Genomic DNA, 14233 nt, shown 5'->3' on the forward strand with positions numbered 1-14233 from the left:
ATCCCGGGACGCACGGCCCTTTCCGCGTACCACCTGACGTCCGGCGGCTCACCGCCCGGTCGCCGCCGGCGCTACCGGCCCTGCTTGAACTCCAGCGTCGCCGCCATCGCCGCGAGCTGCTCGAAGGGGGCCGTCCCGGTCACGACCGTGACGTGGCCCTGCTCCCGCCGCACGAGCGCGTCGTACTTCTCGCCGTCCCAGCGCTCCCAGGCCGCGCCGCCGACCTGCTGCGTCTGCCCGGTGGCCGTCGCCTTCTGGGTGACCCGGGCGAGGTACTTGTCCGAGGTGTCCGTGGACTGCTCCACCGCCACGTACTGCCGGCCGGGATCGAGGAAGCCCAGGTGCCAGGCGTCGGCGTTCTTGCGCTCGTACGTCACCGAGGTCGCACGCCACTGCTCCGGGAGGCCCACGGGGGCGGCCACCGGGTACGGGGCCGCGCGCCGGGCCGTGATGGTCTCCACGCGGTAGTCGACCCTGTGCGTCGGATCGGCCTTCTCGTCATGGGGGACGAAGAGGTAGATCCCGGCGACGACGATGCCGATCACCCCCAGCGACCGGACCATGTCCCAGACCGTCTGCTTGCCTTTCATACCTGCCACCGCACCATCGTCCCGCATCGCAGGGGGGCGATCACCGCCGGGGTCGCACCGGCGAGCCGCAGGGCGGACCCCGAGGGGCCCGCGCGGAGCGCAAGGTGTCCGCTCAGGCCAAGAGCCTGACCGATATTCCGCTCATAAGTGACCCGCCCTGCTCAATATGTCGACGTACCGATAGAGTTCCAGCACCCTCACTTCCCGGCCGTCGCCGTACAGAAAGGTGCGCTCCGATGACCGAGCACAACCTGCCGCCCCAGCTCGAGGTCTCTCCGGAGGCCCCCGACCGCAACCTCGCCCTGGAACTCGTCCGGGTCACCGAGGCCGCCGCCATGGCCGCGGGCCGGTGGGTCGGGCGCGGCGACAAGCTCGGCGCCGACGGCGCCGCCGTCAACGCGATGCGGACCCTGATCTCCACCGTCTCGATGAACGGCGTCGTCGTCATCGGCGAGGGCGAGAAGGACGAAGCCCCGATGCTCTTCAACGGCGAGCGGGTCGGAGACGGCACCGGCGCCGAGGTCGACATCGCCGTGGACCCGATCGACGGCACCACCCTGAACGCCAAGGGCATGCCGAACGCCATCGCCGTCCTGGCCGCCGCCGACCGGGGCACCATGTTCGACCCGTCCGCGGTCTTCTACATGGAGAAGCTGGTCACCGGCCCCGAGGCCGCGGACTTCGTCGACATCAACGCCCCCGTCTCGGTGAACATCCGCCGCGTCGCCAAGGCCAAGAACATGGCCGTCGAGGACGTCACCGTGGTCATCCTGGACCGCCCCCGTCACGAGGGCATCGTCAAGGAGATCCGCGAGACCGGCGCCCGGATCAAGTTCATCTCGGACGGCGACGTCGCGGGCTCGGTCATGGCGGTGCGCGAGGGCACCGGCGTCGACCTGCTGCTCGGCATCGGCGGCACCCCCGAGGGCATCATCTCGGCCTGCGCCATCAAGTGCCTCGGCGGCACCATCCAGGGCAAGCTGTGGCCCAAGGACGAGGCCGAGCGCCAGAAGGCCATCGACGCGGGCCACGACCTGGACCGGGTCCTGCACACCAACGATCTGGTGTCCGGGGAGAACGTCTTCTTCGTCGCCACCGGCATCACCGACGGCGAGCTGCTGCGCGGCGTCCACTACCGCTCGGAGACCGCGACGACGTCCTCGCTGGTCATGCGCTCGAAGTCGGGCACGATCCGGCGGATCGACTCCACGCACCGCCTGTCGAAGCTGCGCGCCTACAGCGCGATCGACTTCGACCGGGCGCAGTAGCCTCCGGCTCGGCAGCACGAGAGGGGCGGTCCGTGTGCGGCGGGCCGCCCCTCTCGCGTGTCGCGTACGGCGGCGGGTCCACGGACACGCGGCTCCGCGTATCCGGCGCGCATCGGACCCACGCGGCGCTGGTCGCGGGCCGCGCCCGGCGATCGTCGCGTCCGGCCCGCGGCCGGAGCTGGTTGCGGCCTGCGGCCCGGGCGCTGGTCGCGGGCCGCGCCCGGCTCGCATCGGGCCCGCTGCGGCGGCCATCTGGGCCCTGGCCCGGCGATCGTCGTGGCCCGCGGCCGGAGCTGGTTGCCGCCGGCGGCCGGCCGTCTCGCGTACGGCGGCAGGCCGCCCGCAGGCTCGGCCCGGACCGTGCCCGGACCGCTCAGCCCGCGGCGGCGGACGGCTCAGCCCGCGGCGGCGATCGGACCGGTCCCCGGGGCCTGGCGCAGTTCCGCGGCCCGGCGCCGCATCCGCGCCAGCACCACCCGGCGCTCGGCGGCGGTGAGACCGCCCCAGACCCCGTACGGCTCGGGCTGGAGCAGTGCGTGCTCACGGCAGGAGACCATCACGGGACAGCGGGCGCAGACGCGCTTGGCGGCCTCCTCGCGGGCGAGCCGGGCCGCGGTCGGTTCCTTGGAGGGCGCGAAGAACAGCCCCGCCTCGTCGCGGCGGCACACCGCCTCCGCATGCCATGGGCCGTCTTCCGCCCTGGCAGGCACCCGCGGCTTCGGCACGGCCGAGGGGCGCACCCCGGGCCCCTGGAGGCTCTTCACGGCGGCTACCTGCAGGGACTGATGCGGCGGATGCGGCACGGTCTACTCCTGACGACGTATACGTGAGCGAGAGACGATGCACCTGTCCTTACCCGCTGTACGCCCCCCTATGCACTGCGTGCCACGGATCGAGCGGGGTTCGTCCGAAACAAGACCCTGCTGTGCCCCCCGCCGTCACACGCCGACCGGCACGGTTTCAGCCGTCGAGGCGCTTGCGCAGTTTGCGGGCCAGGTCGACCAGGAAAGCGCCCCGCTTGGGGCGCGCCTCGATGTTGCCCAGCAGCGCGAAACCGCGGACGATCACCACCGGGGCCTGCGGGTCGGTCTCCCCGCGGCCCTCGCCGCGCACCTCGAAATTGCCGAGGACCCCGCTGCCGTAGCCGCGCAGGGTGACGTTCTCCGGGACCAGCACCTCGACGTTGCCGAGGACGCAGGTCACGTTGATCTCGGTGACCTGCTGCTCGAAGACCGCCTCGGTGAGGTCGATGGTGATGTCGCCCATGACAGAGACGGCGCGGGAGTGCGCCCCGGGCCGCCAGCGGCCCTTGCGGGCGGAGCTGCTGCACACCGCGACGATGGTCTCCGCAGGACCGCCGGCCGGGGCGTGGTGGCCCGGATACGCGGGCGCCGCATGGACGCCGCCGGGCGCGGGCAGATCCCGTACGAGCACTTCCAGTTCGCCCACCGTCTTGAGGGCGTACAGCGAGTCCAGCCGGTCGGAGTGCTCTTCGGCGGTCAGCCGGCCTTCGGCGAGGGCGTCGCCGAGGATCTGCGCGATCCGGTCCCGGTCGGCGTCGGAGGCACGCAGCTCGGCAGGGGCGGGTGCGGGGGCGGCGGGGTGCTTTTCCAGGTCCACGACGCCCAGCATAGCGAGACACGATAGATCGCGATACTACCGAGTGAGCCTTACCTCACAGACACACGCCCGGCGGGAGGTCCTACGCTGGTGGACTGCGCTGCCAATTGGTCGTCAGTGCTGTCTGCCGAGTGAGGAATGGCCCCAATGCCGGAGTTCGCGTACACCGACCTGCTGCCCCTGGGCGAGGACACCACCCCCTACCGGCTGGTGACCGCCGAGGGCGTGTCCACCTTCGAGGCTGACGGCCGTACGTTCCTCAAGGTGGAGCCCGAGGCGCTGCGCAAGCTCGCCGAGGAGGCCATCCACGACATCCAGCACTTCCTGCGCCCCGCGCACCTCGCGCAGCTGCGCCGCATCATCGACGACCCCGAGGCCTCCTCGAACGACAAGTTCGTGGCCCTGGACCTGCTGAAGAACGCGAACATCGCTGCGGCCGGCGTCCTGCCGATGTGCCAGGACACGGGCACGGCGATCGTCATGGGCAAGCGCGGCCAGAACGTGCTGACTTCGGGCGAGGACGAGGCGGCGCTGTCGCGCGGCATCTACGACGCCTACACGCGGCTGAACCTGCGCTACTCCCAGATGGCCCCGATCACCATGTGGGAGGAGAAGAACACCGGCTCGAACCTGCCCGCGCAGATCGAGCTGTACGCGACCGACGGCGGCGCGTACAAGTTCCTCTTCATGGCCAAGGGCGGCGGCTCGGCCAACAAGTCCTTCCTCTACCAGGAGACCAAGGCGGTCCTCAACGAGGCCTCCATGATGAAGTTCCTGGAGGAGAAGATCCGCTCGCTCGGTACGGCGGCGTGCCCGCCCTACCACCTGGCGATCGTGGTCGGCGGCACCTCCGCCGAGCACGCGCTCAAGACCGCCAAGTACGCCTCTGCGCACTACTTGGACGAGCTGCCGACCGAGGGCTCCGCCACGGGCCACGGCTTCCGCGACCTCGGTCTGGAGGAGAAGGTCTTCGAGCTGACCCAGAAGATCGGCATCGGCGCGCAGTTCGGCGGCAAGTACTTCTGCCACGACGTCCGCGTCGTGCGCCTGCCCCGCCACGGCGCCTCCCTGCCGGTGGCGATCGCCGTGTCCTGCTCCGCCGACCGCCAGGCGACCGCGAAGATCACCGCCGAGGGCGTCTTCCTGGAGCAGCTGGAGACGGACCCGGCGCGCTTCCTGCCGGACACCACGGACTCGCACCTCGACGACTCCGCGGACGTGGTCTCCATCGACCTGAACCAGCCGATGGACGAGATCCTGGCGACCCTGACCAAGCACCCGGTCAAGACCCGGCTCTCGCTGACGGGCCCGCTCGTCGTGGCGCGCGACATCGCGCACGCCAAGATCAAGGAGCTGCTGGACTCGGGCGCGGAGATGCCGCAGTACCTGAAGGACCACCCGGTCTACTACGCCGGCCCCGCGAAGACCCCCGAGGGATACGCGTCGGGCTCCTTCGGCCCCACCACGGCCGGCCGCATGGACTCCTACGTCGAGCAGTTCCAGGCGGCGGGCGGCTCGAAGGTCATGCTGGCCAAGGGCAACCGCTCGCAGCAGGTGACGGACGCGTGCGGCACGCACGGCGGCTTCTACCTGGGCTCGATCGGCGGCCCGGCGGCGCGCCTGGCCCAGGACTGCATCAAGAAGGTCGAGGTCCTGGAGTACGAGGAGCTCGGCATGGAGGCGGTCTGGAAGATCGAGGTCGAGGACTTCCCGGCCTTCATCGTGGTCGACGACAAGGGCAACGACTTCTTCCAGAACCCGGCCCCGGAGCCGACGTTCACCCACATCCCCGTCCGCGGCCCGGGCCTGTAACGCGCGAATGAGGGCCTCTCCCCCGATCGGGGGAGAGGCCCTCACGCATGTCCGCCGGTCGGCAGATGGCAGGCGGGCGGGCGCCGGGCGAGGCTTTGGACGTACCCAAACATCCCCTGGAAAACGGGAGTTCACGATGACGAACCGCACCCGCGCCCTCGCCCTGGCCGGATCCGCCGTCCTGGTGGCCACCCTGGTCGCGGCGGCCCCCGCCCCGGCGGCGCCCGCCGCCCCGAAGCTCGCCTCCGTGCACGGTGGAGGCACGGTGGTCTTCCCTTACGCCCCCAAGGAGGACGACATCCGCTTCACGGTCGACGCCGAATCCGCGCCGTGGAGCAGGCCCTTCCCGGGCAAGGGCCTGGAGAACGGTCTGCCGACGGACGCCCGCGGCCGGGTGACGGTCTACCACGCCATGCCGGGAGAGAACTTCACCGGCGTGGCCGAGGCCGACGTCGACTGCATGGTCACAGGCGGCAAAACGGCCACGCTGACCGCGGTGGTCACGAGCTCGAACGTCGGCTGGGTGGGCAAGCGGATCGGCATCAGCGTCCAGGACGGCGAGCGCGGTGGTCCTGACCGCGTCGGCTTCTCCTGGGCCATCGTCAACGTCGACGTGAAGCCCGACGGCTCGGTTGCCGAGCCCACGGTGGGGACCTGCATGGCCCCGGCGCCCTTCACGGAGGTCACCAAGGGCGGCTTCAAGGTCACCCCGGCCCCGCTGGCGCCGAAGCCGCAGCCGCAGCCCTAGGCGTAGGCGTAGGCACTACTGCGCCCTTACGGAGAACCCGGCCTCGCGCAGCCGGTCCGTCAGGTACCGGGCCTCGACGGGGGTGGCCCGGTACCCGTCGCGCACGACGGCCAGGGCCTCCTGAATGGTCATGCCGAGCGCGTCGCGGAACACCTTCAGGGCCGCGCCGCCGGAGCCGTCCACGCGGAGCGGGACCGTGCCCTCGGCGGCCACGAGGGCCGCGCGGACGTGGGCGGGGACCGATCCCCACCCGCGGTCCCGGGTGCACGGCATGGGTGCGCCGAGTCCGCACTGGTCGCACTGCCACTCCGCTTCCCAGCCCAGCCGCCCGCCCTCGATCAGCTGCCAGGCGTGAAAGACGCAGTGTGGACACGGCACGCAGTACGAGGTGAGCATCGTCGGATCGGGCATGGCGTCACCGTGCCCTGCGCGGGAGCGGCGGCGCATCCGGTTAACGTCGGGTACACAGCCCCGCGCCTGCGCGTTCACCCTGGTTTGCAAGGATTTCCGTATGACTGCGACGTCCCCCCTCCGCACCGCACGCGCCGTCCGGGTGGTCGCCCATCGCGGGGCCTCCCACGCGCACCCCGAGCACACCCTCGCCGCCTACCGGCAGGCCATCGCCGACGGGGCCGACGCGCTCGAGTGCGACGTACGGCTCACGGCCGACCACAAGCTGGTCTGTGTGCACGACCGGCGCGTGGAGCGGACCTCCGACGGGCGGGGACTGGTCTCCGAGATGACCTACGAGGAGCTGTCCGCCCTCGACTTCGGGGCGTGGAAGGGGGCCGGGCACGCCGGCGCCCGCGTGCTGCTCTTCGAGGACCTGCTCCGGGAGGCGCTGGCGGCGCCCCGGCCGGTCGGGCTCGCCGTCGAGACCAAGCACCCGACCCGCGCGGGCGGCCGACTGGAGGCCGAACTGGTCAGGATGCTCCGCGCGTACGGGCTGGCCGACGGATCGGCCGGCCTGGTCGAGGTGATGAGCTTCTCCCGCAACGCGCTGACCCGGCTGCACCGGCTCGCGCCCGGCCTGCCCGCCGTCTACCTGATCGAGCGGCGACTGCGCCCGGTACGCCCGCCGTACGCGACCCACGCGGGCCCGGGCATTGATCTCGTGCGCAGGGACCCGGGACTGGTGGGGCGGCTGAAGGCCAAGGGGCTTTCGGTACGGGTGTGGACCGTGGACGAGCCACGGGACGTTGAACTGTGCCTGCGCCTGGGCGTCGACACCCTCATCACCAACCGGCCTCGGCAGGTCCGGGAGCAGCTGGAAGGCCTCTGACGCCCCGTCTGGCGCCCCGTCTGGGCCCCGTCTGGGCCCCGCCTGGCGGCGGGACAGGCCGAGAGCGCTCCGGGTCACGCCCGGCCGGCACGGGACGGCCACGGGCAGGGGCGACACCCGGCCGGGGTGCGCCGGCCGGGCGTGGGGGTCGGAGGGGGTGACGGGTCGGAGGGACTGAGGGGTCGGAGGGAGACGGTGTCGGGGGTCGGTGGTCGGGGGTCGGTGGTCGGGGGTCGGAAGAGGACGGGGCGGTTACACGAAGCGCTGGTTGGCGGACCCGTTGCAGGTCTGCAGACGCAGCGGTTCGTGGGCGGCTGCCACCGTCAGGCACATGCCCGTGGCGGCCGCGGGGCGGATGGTGGCGCCGTCGCGGACGAACTTCTGGTTCGCGCCGCCGTGGCAGTTCCAGATGATCAGGCCGGTGCCGGAGCCGTAGCCGGCGCCGGGGGCGTCGAGGCAGCGGTCCTGGGTGAGCTCGATGTGGACGGCCTTGCGTGCGGAGTCGTACCACCAGCCCTGGTTACGGCCCCCGTGGCAGTCCCAGCCCACGATCTTGGTCGCATTGGCGCTGGAGCCGCCGAAGGCGTCGAGACAGTTGCCGGTCGCCTCGTTCTTCAAGGGCTTGAACGTGTCGTCCCAGGCCCCGGCCTGCAACACGGGCGTTCCGGTGCTCGCGGGGTCGGCGCAGGAGGCCTCGCGCAGGCCCGAGGCGTACAGCTGGGTCAGGCAGGACGCGAACGCCCCGTGGCCCCGGTAGTTGGGGTGGAAGGACTGGCGGGCGGTGTTCTCGTCCCAGGGGAAGTGGTCCCCGAGGTCCAGGTAGAGCCCGCGGGCCCAGGTGTCCTCCATGCACACCTCGTGCCCGTGGAAGAGCCGCGAGTTGTCCAGGTAGATCGCTCCGGAGGCGAGGGCCGCCGCGCGCATGCCCTTCTCGAAGGTGGGTACCGCGTAGTTGCGGCCCCAGGTGGCGTCGGAGTCGTAGCCGGCGCAGCCGCCGGGCAGCTTGCCGGGGAAGTTGGGGTTGTCGTAGAAGTCGGGGCCGATGGGGCTCGGGTAGCCCATGACGACCAGCTTGTAGTCGGAGTCGGCGTAACCGGCGTCGCGCATGACCTTCTTGAGGTCGGCGACCGTGGCCTCGACCTTGGGCTTCAGGCCGTCGACCCGCGCCTGCCAGCCGGGGGCGTACTTGGGCTCGCAGGTGCCCTGGCTGAGGACCCACCGGGTCACGCAGTCGGTCATGACCGGACCGAACTGCAGGTCGTCGTTGGCCCCGGCGACGAGCAGGACCATCTTGATCTTCGTGTTGCGGGCCTTGACGGCCAGGCTGTCGCTCTGCACCAGTTCGTCGGCGTACTGCTTGCTGCCGCCGATCCTGATGTTGCCGGTGTAGCCGCCGGAGCAGGCGACGTTGAAGGTGAGGTCGGCCGGGATGCCGGTGCGGTGGATCGCCGAGTCCGGCGATCGGTGGCACTGGTTGTCCGGCGTGTTGGTCGCGGGGTCGTAGGTGCCGACGCCCTCGCCCGAGATCTCGCTGTCGCCCAGTGATATGAGTCCGGTCTTGCGCTCGTTCAGCGGACGGACGGCCGCGTCGCCGTAGATCTCGACGGCCTCCGCGGCGCGGATGGCCTCCAGCTCGGGCGACAGGGGGGTGACCACCCCGGCGGTGGTCGCCGCCTGGGCCATGGGGGTGATGGCGGTGACGCCCGCCAGGGCGGCCGCGATCGCCGCGACGGCGGCGACGGTAGATCTGAGCATGGGTCTCGTACGGGCACGTGCCATGAACGCCTCCCCGGATGTCAGTGTTACCCACGGTATTTACTGGCCGGTAGGGGACTTGGGAACACTTCGAACAAGACAATTGCTCAACTTTTTGAGGAGGCCGGGAAAATGACCGAACATCAGCAGGCCGACGCGTTCCGGATCGAGCACGACTCCATGGGCGACGTACGGGTGCCCCTGAACGCCAAGTGGCGTGCGCAGACCCAGCGCGCGGTGGAGAACTTCCCCGTGTCCGGGCAGCGGTTGGAACGCGCCCACATCGAGGCCCTCGCCCGGATCAAAGCGGCCGCCGCCGTGGTGAACGCGCGGCTCGGCGTGGTGGACCAGGACGTCGCCGACGCGATCCGGTCCGCCGCCGCCGAGGTCGCGGACGGCCGCTGGGACGACCACTTCCCGGTGGACGTCTTCCAGACCGGCTCGGGGACCTCGTCCAACATGAACGCCAACGAGGTGATCGCCACCCTGGCCACCGAGCGCCTCGGGCGGGAGGTCCACCCCAACGACGACGTCAACGCCTCGCAGAGCTCCAACGACGTCTTCCCGTCGTCCATCCACATCGCCGCCACCGCCGCCGTCACCGGCGAGCTGATTCCGGCGCTGGAGCACCTGGCCGCCGCACTGGAGCGCAAGGCCGCCGAGTTCGCGCGGATGGTCAAGGCCGGGCGGACCCACCTGATGGACGCGACCCCGGTCACCCTCGGCCAGGAGTTCGGCGGCTACGCGGCCCAGATCCGCTACGGCGTCGAGCGGCTGCGCTCGGCCCTGCCCCGGCTCGCCGAGCTGCCGCTGGGCGGCACCGCCGTGGGCACCGGGATCAACACCCCGCCCGGTTTCTCCGCCTCCGTGATCGCCCAGGTGGCGGTCGCCACCGGACTGCCGCTGACCGAGGCGCGCGACCACTTCGAGGCCCAAGGGGCGCGGGACGCCCTGGTGGAGACCTCGGGGATGCTCCGGACGGTCGCCGTCTCACTCACCAAGATCTCCAACGATCTGCGCTGGATGGCCTCCGGCCCGCGCACCGGATTGGCCGAAATCAATCTCCCGGATCTTCAGCCGGGATCGTCGATCATGCCGGGGAAGGTCAATCCGGTGGTCCCGGAGGCCGTTCTGATGGTCGCCGCGCAGGTCATGGGGAACGACGCCACCGTGGCGGTGGCGGGCGCCGCCGGCAACTTCGAGCTCAACGTGATGCTCCCGGTGATGGCCCGCAACCTGCTCGAATCGATCCGGCTGCTCGGCAGCGCGAGCCGCCTGCTGGCCGACCGTACGGTGGACGGGATCACCGCGAACGAGGCGCGGGCCAGGGAGTACGCCGAGTCCTCGCCCTCCGTGGTGACCCCGCTGAACCGCTACATCGGCTACGAGGAGGCGGCCAAGGTCGCCAAGAAGTCCCTCGCCGAACGCAAGACGATCAGGGAGGTCGTCCTGGAGTCCGGCTACGTCGACCGCGGCGCCCTCACCCTGGAACAGCTCGACGAGGCACTGGACGTCCTGCGCATGACGCATCCCTGAACCTCACGGACCCACCCCGGGCGGGGGCCGGATCCGGCCGAATATCGTCCCCGGACCCGCCCCCCGACTCCGCCGGGGCGACCCGCGGTGACCTGCACCGCAGCGGGCGTACGGAGCCCCGCCCTAAGATCTGCGCATGACAGGTACCTTCAAGCCCGGGAGCGGCGCGGCGCACAGCGCGCCGCGGAACCCCGCGCAGGGCATGCGCTGGGCACCGGGGGAGCAGATCCTCTGGCGCTACCGCGACCACGCCCCGGGGCTGAAGGGAGCGGTGCACATCTGCCGCCCCGTCACCGTGGTGCAGGACACCGACGAGCTTCTGGCCGTCTGGATGGCCCCCGGCACCGAGTGCGTCAAGCCGGTCCTCGCCGACGGCACGCCGGTCCACGAGGAGCCCCTCGCCACCCGCTACACCGCACCGCGGACGACCGCACGCTCGCGCTGGTTCGGCGGCGGGGTCCTGAAGCTGGCCCGGCCCGGTGACCCGTGGTCGGTGTGGCTGTTCTGGGGTCGCGGCTGGCAGTTCAAGAACTGGTACGTGAACCTGGAGGAGCCGCGGGCCCGGTGGGCGGGCGGGGTCGACTCCGAGGACCACTTCCTCGACATCGCCGTCTATCCGGACCGCAGTTGGAAGTGGCTGGACGAGGACGAGTTCGCCCAGGCCCAGCGGTCCGGCCTGATGGACCGTCAGCGGGCGCAGCGGGTCCGGGAGGCCGGGCTCTCGGCGGTCGAGGTGATCAAAGAATGGGGAACTCCGTTCTCCGACGGCTGGCAGGACTGGCGGCCGGATCCGGCCTGGAGGATTCCGGCCCTGCCGGAGGGCTGGGACCACACCCCGGCGCATATGACCTCATGAGACCCTTGATGCGCCCCCGGGGTTCGACCGTAGGATCGGCATCCGCGAGGTCGCGCGCGGGGGAGATGCGGTACCGCCGCACCTGTGCAAGAGCCGGGCCGCAAGCGGGACTTGACCGGAGGTCGACGCAGGACGAGAGGCAGCGAGGGGCGGGGATCCGCCCGGTGGCAGCTCCCGGCCGCAGGCCGGCCGAGAAGTTTGGGGAGGAACCTCGGGGCGATGGTGCCCGGGCCGCTGAGCGGGTATACCGCGACTGACCGAGTTGAGTGCAGCGCACATCGAGCGCAAACGGACGGAATTCCACGCGTGACGGAGTACCCCACCTCCCAGGAGGGCCCGCAGCCCGTCGCCTCCGGCGGAGGTACGGACGAGGCCGGCCACGGCAAGGCGCCCATCGCCGCCGCCGAGGCCGTGCGCACGCATGCCGCGGGCACCGGCAAGGGCCCCGCGGCGGAGCCGGGCGGCGCCGCCGCAGCGGCCTCCGACGTCCGTGCGGCCCGCTCAGCGGCGGGCCCCGGCGCGGGCGGCGGTGCAGGACTCCCCCGGCCCCGCCGTAACGCGGCCGTGCCGGGTCCGGGTGAGGCGCCGGCCTCGGCGGAGCCGGGCCCGGGCGCAGCCCGCCCGCGGCACGATGCGACCGTCCGCGACCCGGCGACCGGTGGCGCCGGACTCGGCGGCCCTGGGCTCGGCGCTCCCGCCGAGGCACCGCGTCCGCGCGGCGAAGGCGCCGGCCCGGCCGAGGGCGGCGACAGCGGCGAGAGCGCGGGCGTCGGGGGCGGAGCCGGCCGTCACGGCGGCGGGTCCGCAACACCGGGCGGGGGCGCCGCAGAGGCGACCGCCACGCGCCGCGAAGGGGACCGGCTGCGTTTCGTCGGCGCCGCGACCCGGCGCATCGCCCGCGGCATCGACCTCGACGAGATCGTGCTCGGCCTGTGCAGGGCCACCGTGCCGACCTTTTCGGACGCCATCCTCGTCTATCTGCGCGACCCGCTCCCGGTCGGGGACGAACGCCCCGTCGGGCCGGTCGTTTTAAGGCTGCGGCGCACCGACCGGCTCCGGCCGATCGACGACCTCACCGACAACAGCACCACCATGGGCGCGGGCCTGGACCTCGCCGGGGCCGCGGGGGCCACCGGCGAGCTCGACTTCAGCCAGCTGCCGCTGGTCGGCCCGCAGGGTGACCTGCCCGCGGCCGAGCTGTGCGAGATCCGGCCCGGCGGCGCGCTCGCCGAGGTGCTGCGCGGCGTACGGCCCGTCTTCGGCTCCTCCGCCGCCGCCAGGGCCGCGCTGCCCGAGCTGCTCGGCGTGGACCATCCGCTGCCGCGCGGCAACCGGGCCGTCCTCGCGCCCCTGCGCGGTCGGCGCCGTGTGATCGGCGCCGCCGTCTTCCTGCGCAGCCCCGAGCGTCCGGCCTTCGAGCAGAACGACCTCCTGGTCGCCGCCCAACTGGCCACGCACACCGCGCTCGGCATCGACAAGGCGGTCCTGTACGGCCGTGAGGCGTACATCGCCGACGAGCTCCAGCGCACCATGCTGCCCGACAGCCTTCCGCAGCCCACCGGCGTGCGCCTGGCCTCCCGCTATCTGCCCGCCGCCGAGACGGCTCGGGTCGGCGGCGACTGGTACGACGCCATACCGCTGCCCGGCAGCAGGGTCGCGCTGGTCGTCGGCGACGTCATGGGCCACTCCATGACCTCCGCCGCGATCATGGGCCAGCTCCGCACCACCGCGCAGACCCTCGCGCAGCTGGACCTGCCGCCCGCGGAGGTCCTTCACCACCTGGACGAGCAGGCTCAGCGGCTCGGCTCCGACCGCATGGCCACTTGCCTGTACGCCGTCTACGACCCCGTCGCGCACCGGATCACCATCGCCAACGCCGGCCACCCGCCGCCGGTGCTGCTGCACCTGGGCGGCCGCGCCGAGGTGCTGCGCGTCCCGCCCGGCGCCCCCATCGGCGTCGGCGGCGTGGACTTCGAGGCGGTGGAGCTGGACGCGCCCGCCGGGGCCACCCTGCTGCTGTACACCGACGGTCTGGTGGAATCGCGCCTGCGGGACGTGTGGACCGGCATCGAGCAGCTCCGCGAACGCCTGGCGACCACCGCGCAGCTGACCGGCCTGGACCACCCGCCGCCGCTGGAGGCCCTGTGCGACGACGTCCTGGACATGCTGGGACCGGGTGACCGGGACGACGACATCGCGCTGCTCGCGGCCCGCTTCGACGGCATCGCGCCCAGTGACGTCGCGTACTGGTTCCTGGACCCGGAGGAGACCGCCCCGGGGCGGGCCCGCCGGTTCGCCCGCCGCGCCCTCACCCGATGGGGCCTGGAGGAGCTGAGCGACTCGCTGGAGCTGCTGGTCAGCGAGGTCGTCACCAATGCCGTCCGGTACGCGGAGCGGCCCGTGACGCTGCGCCTGCTGCGGACGGACGTGCTGCGCTGCGAGGTCGGCGACGACTCCCCGCAGCTGCCCCGCCAGCGCCGGGCACGGGACACCGACGAGGGCGGCCGCGGCCTGTTCCTGGTCAACCGGATGGCGCGCCGCTGGGGAGCCACCCGGCTCAGCAGCGGAAAGGTGGTCTGGTTCGAGCTCGCGTTGCCGGGGGCGAGCGAGCGGCGTTGACCGGAACCGGCCTCCCCGGGGGCCGGTCTCCCCGTACCCGAAGGACGGCCCGATGCCCTTCGAGGCTGCGGCCGTGTCCCGCCCGTACGAAAAAACCGCCGCCCCGCAGCGTGAAGGCTGCGGGGCGGCGGTCTTTCAGCGTTCCTC

12 protein-coding genes are annotated in these 14233 nt (G+C 72.3%); 7 read left to right on the forward strand and 5 right to left on the reverse strand.

The genetic code is table 11. From position 1 onward, the window contains the following. Positions 1-71: 71 nt before the first annotated feature. Positions 72-590 (reverse strand): DUF4245 domain-containing protein, encoded by a 519-nt coding sequence (locus ACWGIF_RS36290; RefSeq protein WP_453503954.1) that lies wholly within the window; start codon positions 588-590, stop codon positions 72-74. Positions 591-826: 236 nt separating this feature from the next. Here ACWGIF_RS36290 and glpX point away from each other — a divergent pair, with 236 nt between their 5' ends. After that, positions 827-1858 (forward strand): class II fructose-bisphosphatase, encoded by a 1032-nt coding sequence (glpX, locus tag ACWGIF_RS36295; protein ID WP_453503934.1) that lies wholly within the window; start codon positions 827-829, stop codon positions 1856-1858. A gap of 395 nt (positions 1859-2253) precedes the next feature. Here the strand turns inward: glpX and ACWGIF_RS36300 are convergent, their stop codons facing one another. After that, on the reverse strand, positions 2254-2661 hold the full coding sequence (locus ACWGIF_RS36300) for a WhiB family transcriptional regulator (RefSeq protein WP_453503936.1): 408 nt from the start codon (positions 2659-2661) through the stop codon (positions 2254-2256). Between the two features lie 157 nt (positions 2662-2818). Then, the gene (locus ACWGIF_RS36305; protein ID WP_453503938.1) at positions 2819-3478 is read right to left on the reverse strand and encodes a DUF1707 SHOCT-like domain-containing protein; all 660 of its coding nucleotides are present in this window, start codon (positions 3476-3478) and stop codon (positions 2819-2821) included. Positions 3479-3616: 138 nt separating this feature from the next. On the opposite strand from ACWGIF_RS36305, the gene ACWGIF_RS36310 reads away from it, so the two are divergent. Beyond that, a complete protein-coding gene (locus ACWGIF_RS36310; RefSeq protein ID WP_453503940.1) occupies positions 3617-5290 on the forward strand; it encodes a fumarate hydratase in 1674 nt (557 codons plus the stop codon). Between the two features lie 136 nt (positions 5291-5426). After that, the gene (locus ACWGIF_RS36315; RefSeq protein ID WP_453503942.1) at positions 5427-6038 is read left to right on the forward strand and encodes a hypothetical protein; all 612 of its coding nucleotides are present in this window, start codon (positions 5427-5429) and stop codon (positions 6036-6038) included. Between the two features lie 15 nt (positions 6039-6053). On the opposite strand, the gene ACWGIF_RS36320 is transcribed toward ACWGIF_RS36315, so the two are convergent. Continuing rightward, the gene (locus tag ACWGIF_RS36320; RefSeq protein WP_453503944.1) at positions 6054-6449 is read right to left on the reverse strand and encodes a hypothetical protein; all 396 of its coding nucleotides are present in this window, start codon (positions 6447-6449) and stop codon (positions 6054-6056) included. A 100-nt stretch (positions 6450-6549) separates the two neighbouring features. On the opposite strand from ACWGIF_RS36320, the gene ACWGIF_RS36325 reads away from it, so the two are divergent. After that, complete coding sequence (locus tag ACWGIF_RS36325) at positions 6550-7320, forward strand: glycerophosphodiester phosphodiesterase (RefSeq protein WP_453503946.1); 771 nt, start codon at positions 6550-6552, stop codon at positions 7318-7320. 252 nt (positions 7321-7572) lie between these two features. Here the strand turns inward: ACWGIF_RS36325 and ACWGIF_RS36330 are convergent, their stop codons facing one another. Beyond that, a complete protein-coding gene (locus ACWGIF_RS36330; RefSeq protein WP_453503948.1) occupies positions 7573-9099 on the reverse strand; it encodes a ricin-type beta-trefoil lectin domain protein in 1527 nt (508 codons plus the stop codon). Between the two features lie 108 nt (positions 9100-9207). On the opposite strand from ACWGIF_RS36330, the gene ACWGIF_RS36335 reads away from it, so the two are divergent. The 3 genes from ACWGIF_RS36335 (at position 9208) to ACWGIF_RS36345 (ending at position 14086) form a co-directional block, all read left to right on the forward strand. After that, positions 9208-10611, forward strand: coding sequence for a class II fumarate hydratase (locus ACWGIF_RS36335; protein ID WP_453503950.1), 1404 nt, complete (start codon positions 9208-9210; stop codon positions 10609-10611). A gap of 202 nt (positions 10612-10813) precedes the next feature. Beyond that, positions 10814-11467, forward strand: coding sequence for a cytidylyl-2-hydroxypropylphosphonate hydrolase (fomD, locus tag ACWGIF_RS36340; RefSeq protein ID WP_453503956.1), 654 nt, complete (start codon positions 10814-10816; stop codon positions 11465-11467). Positions 11468-11773: 306 nt separating this feature from the next. Continuing rightward, positions 11774-14086: a SpoIIE family protein phosphatase gene (locus tag ACWGIF_RS36345; RefSeq protein ID WP_453503952.1), complete on the forward strand. Its 2313-nt coding sequence runs from the start codon at positions 11774-11776 to the stop codon at positions 14084-14086. The last annotated feature ends 147 nt before the right edge of the window (positions 14087-14233 follow it).

It is taken from the genome of Streptomyces sp. NPDC054849 (assembly GCF_053610945.1).

Excerpts from the sequence above, each read along its gene's own strand:
- ACWGIF_RS36310 (WP_453503940.1), top strand. The coding sequence starts at position 3,617 with ATGGCCCCAATGCCGGAGTTCGCGTACACCGACCTGCTGCCCCTGGGC.
- ACWGIF_RS36330 (WP_453503948.1), bottom strand. The coding sequence starts at position 9,099 with ATGGCACGTGCCCGTACGAGACCCATGCTCAGATCTACCGTCGCCGCC.
- ACWGIF_RS36290 (WP_453503954.1), bottom strand. The coding sequence starts at position 590 with ATGAAAGGCAAGCAGACGGTCTGGGACATGGTCCGGTCGCTGGGGGTG.
- ACWGIF_RS36335 (WP_453503950.1), top strand. The coding sequence starts at position 9,208 with ATGACCGAACATCAGCAGGCCGACGCGTTCCGGATCGAGCACGACTCC.
- ACWGIF_RS36320 (WP_453503944.1), bottom strand. The coding sequence starts at position 6,449 with ATGCCCGATCCGACGATGCTCACCTCGTACTGCGTGCCGTGTCCACAC.
- fomD (WP_453503956.1), top strand. The coding sequence starts at position 10,814 with ATGCGCTGGGCACCGGGGGAGCAGATCCTCTGGCGCTACCGCGACCAC.
- glpX (WP_453503934.1), top strand. The coding sequence starts at position 827 with ATGACCGAGCACAACCTGCCGCCCCAGCTCGAGGTCTCTCCGGAGGCC.
- ACWGIF_RS36315 (WP_453503942.1), top strand. The coding sequence starts at position 5,427 with ATGACGAACCGCACCCGCGCCCTCGCCCTGGCCGGATCCGCCGTCCTG.
- ACWGIF_RS36325 (WP_453503946.1), top strand. The coding sequence starts at position 6,550 with ATGACTGCGACGTCCCCCCTCCGCACCGCACGCGCCGTCCGGGTGGTC.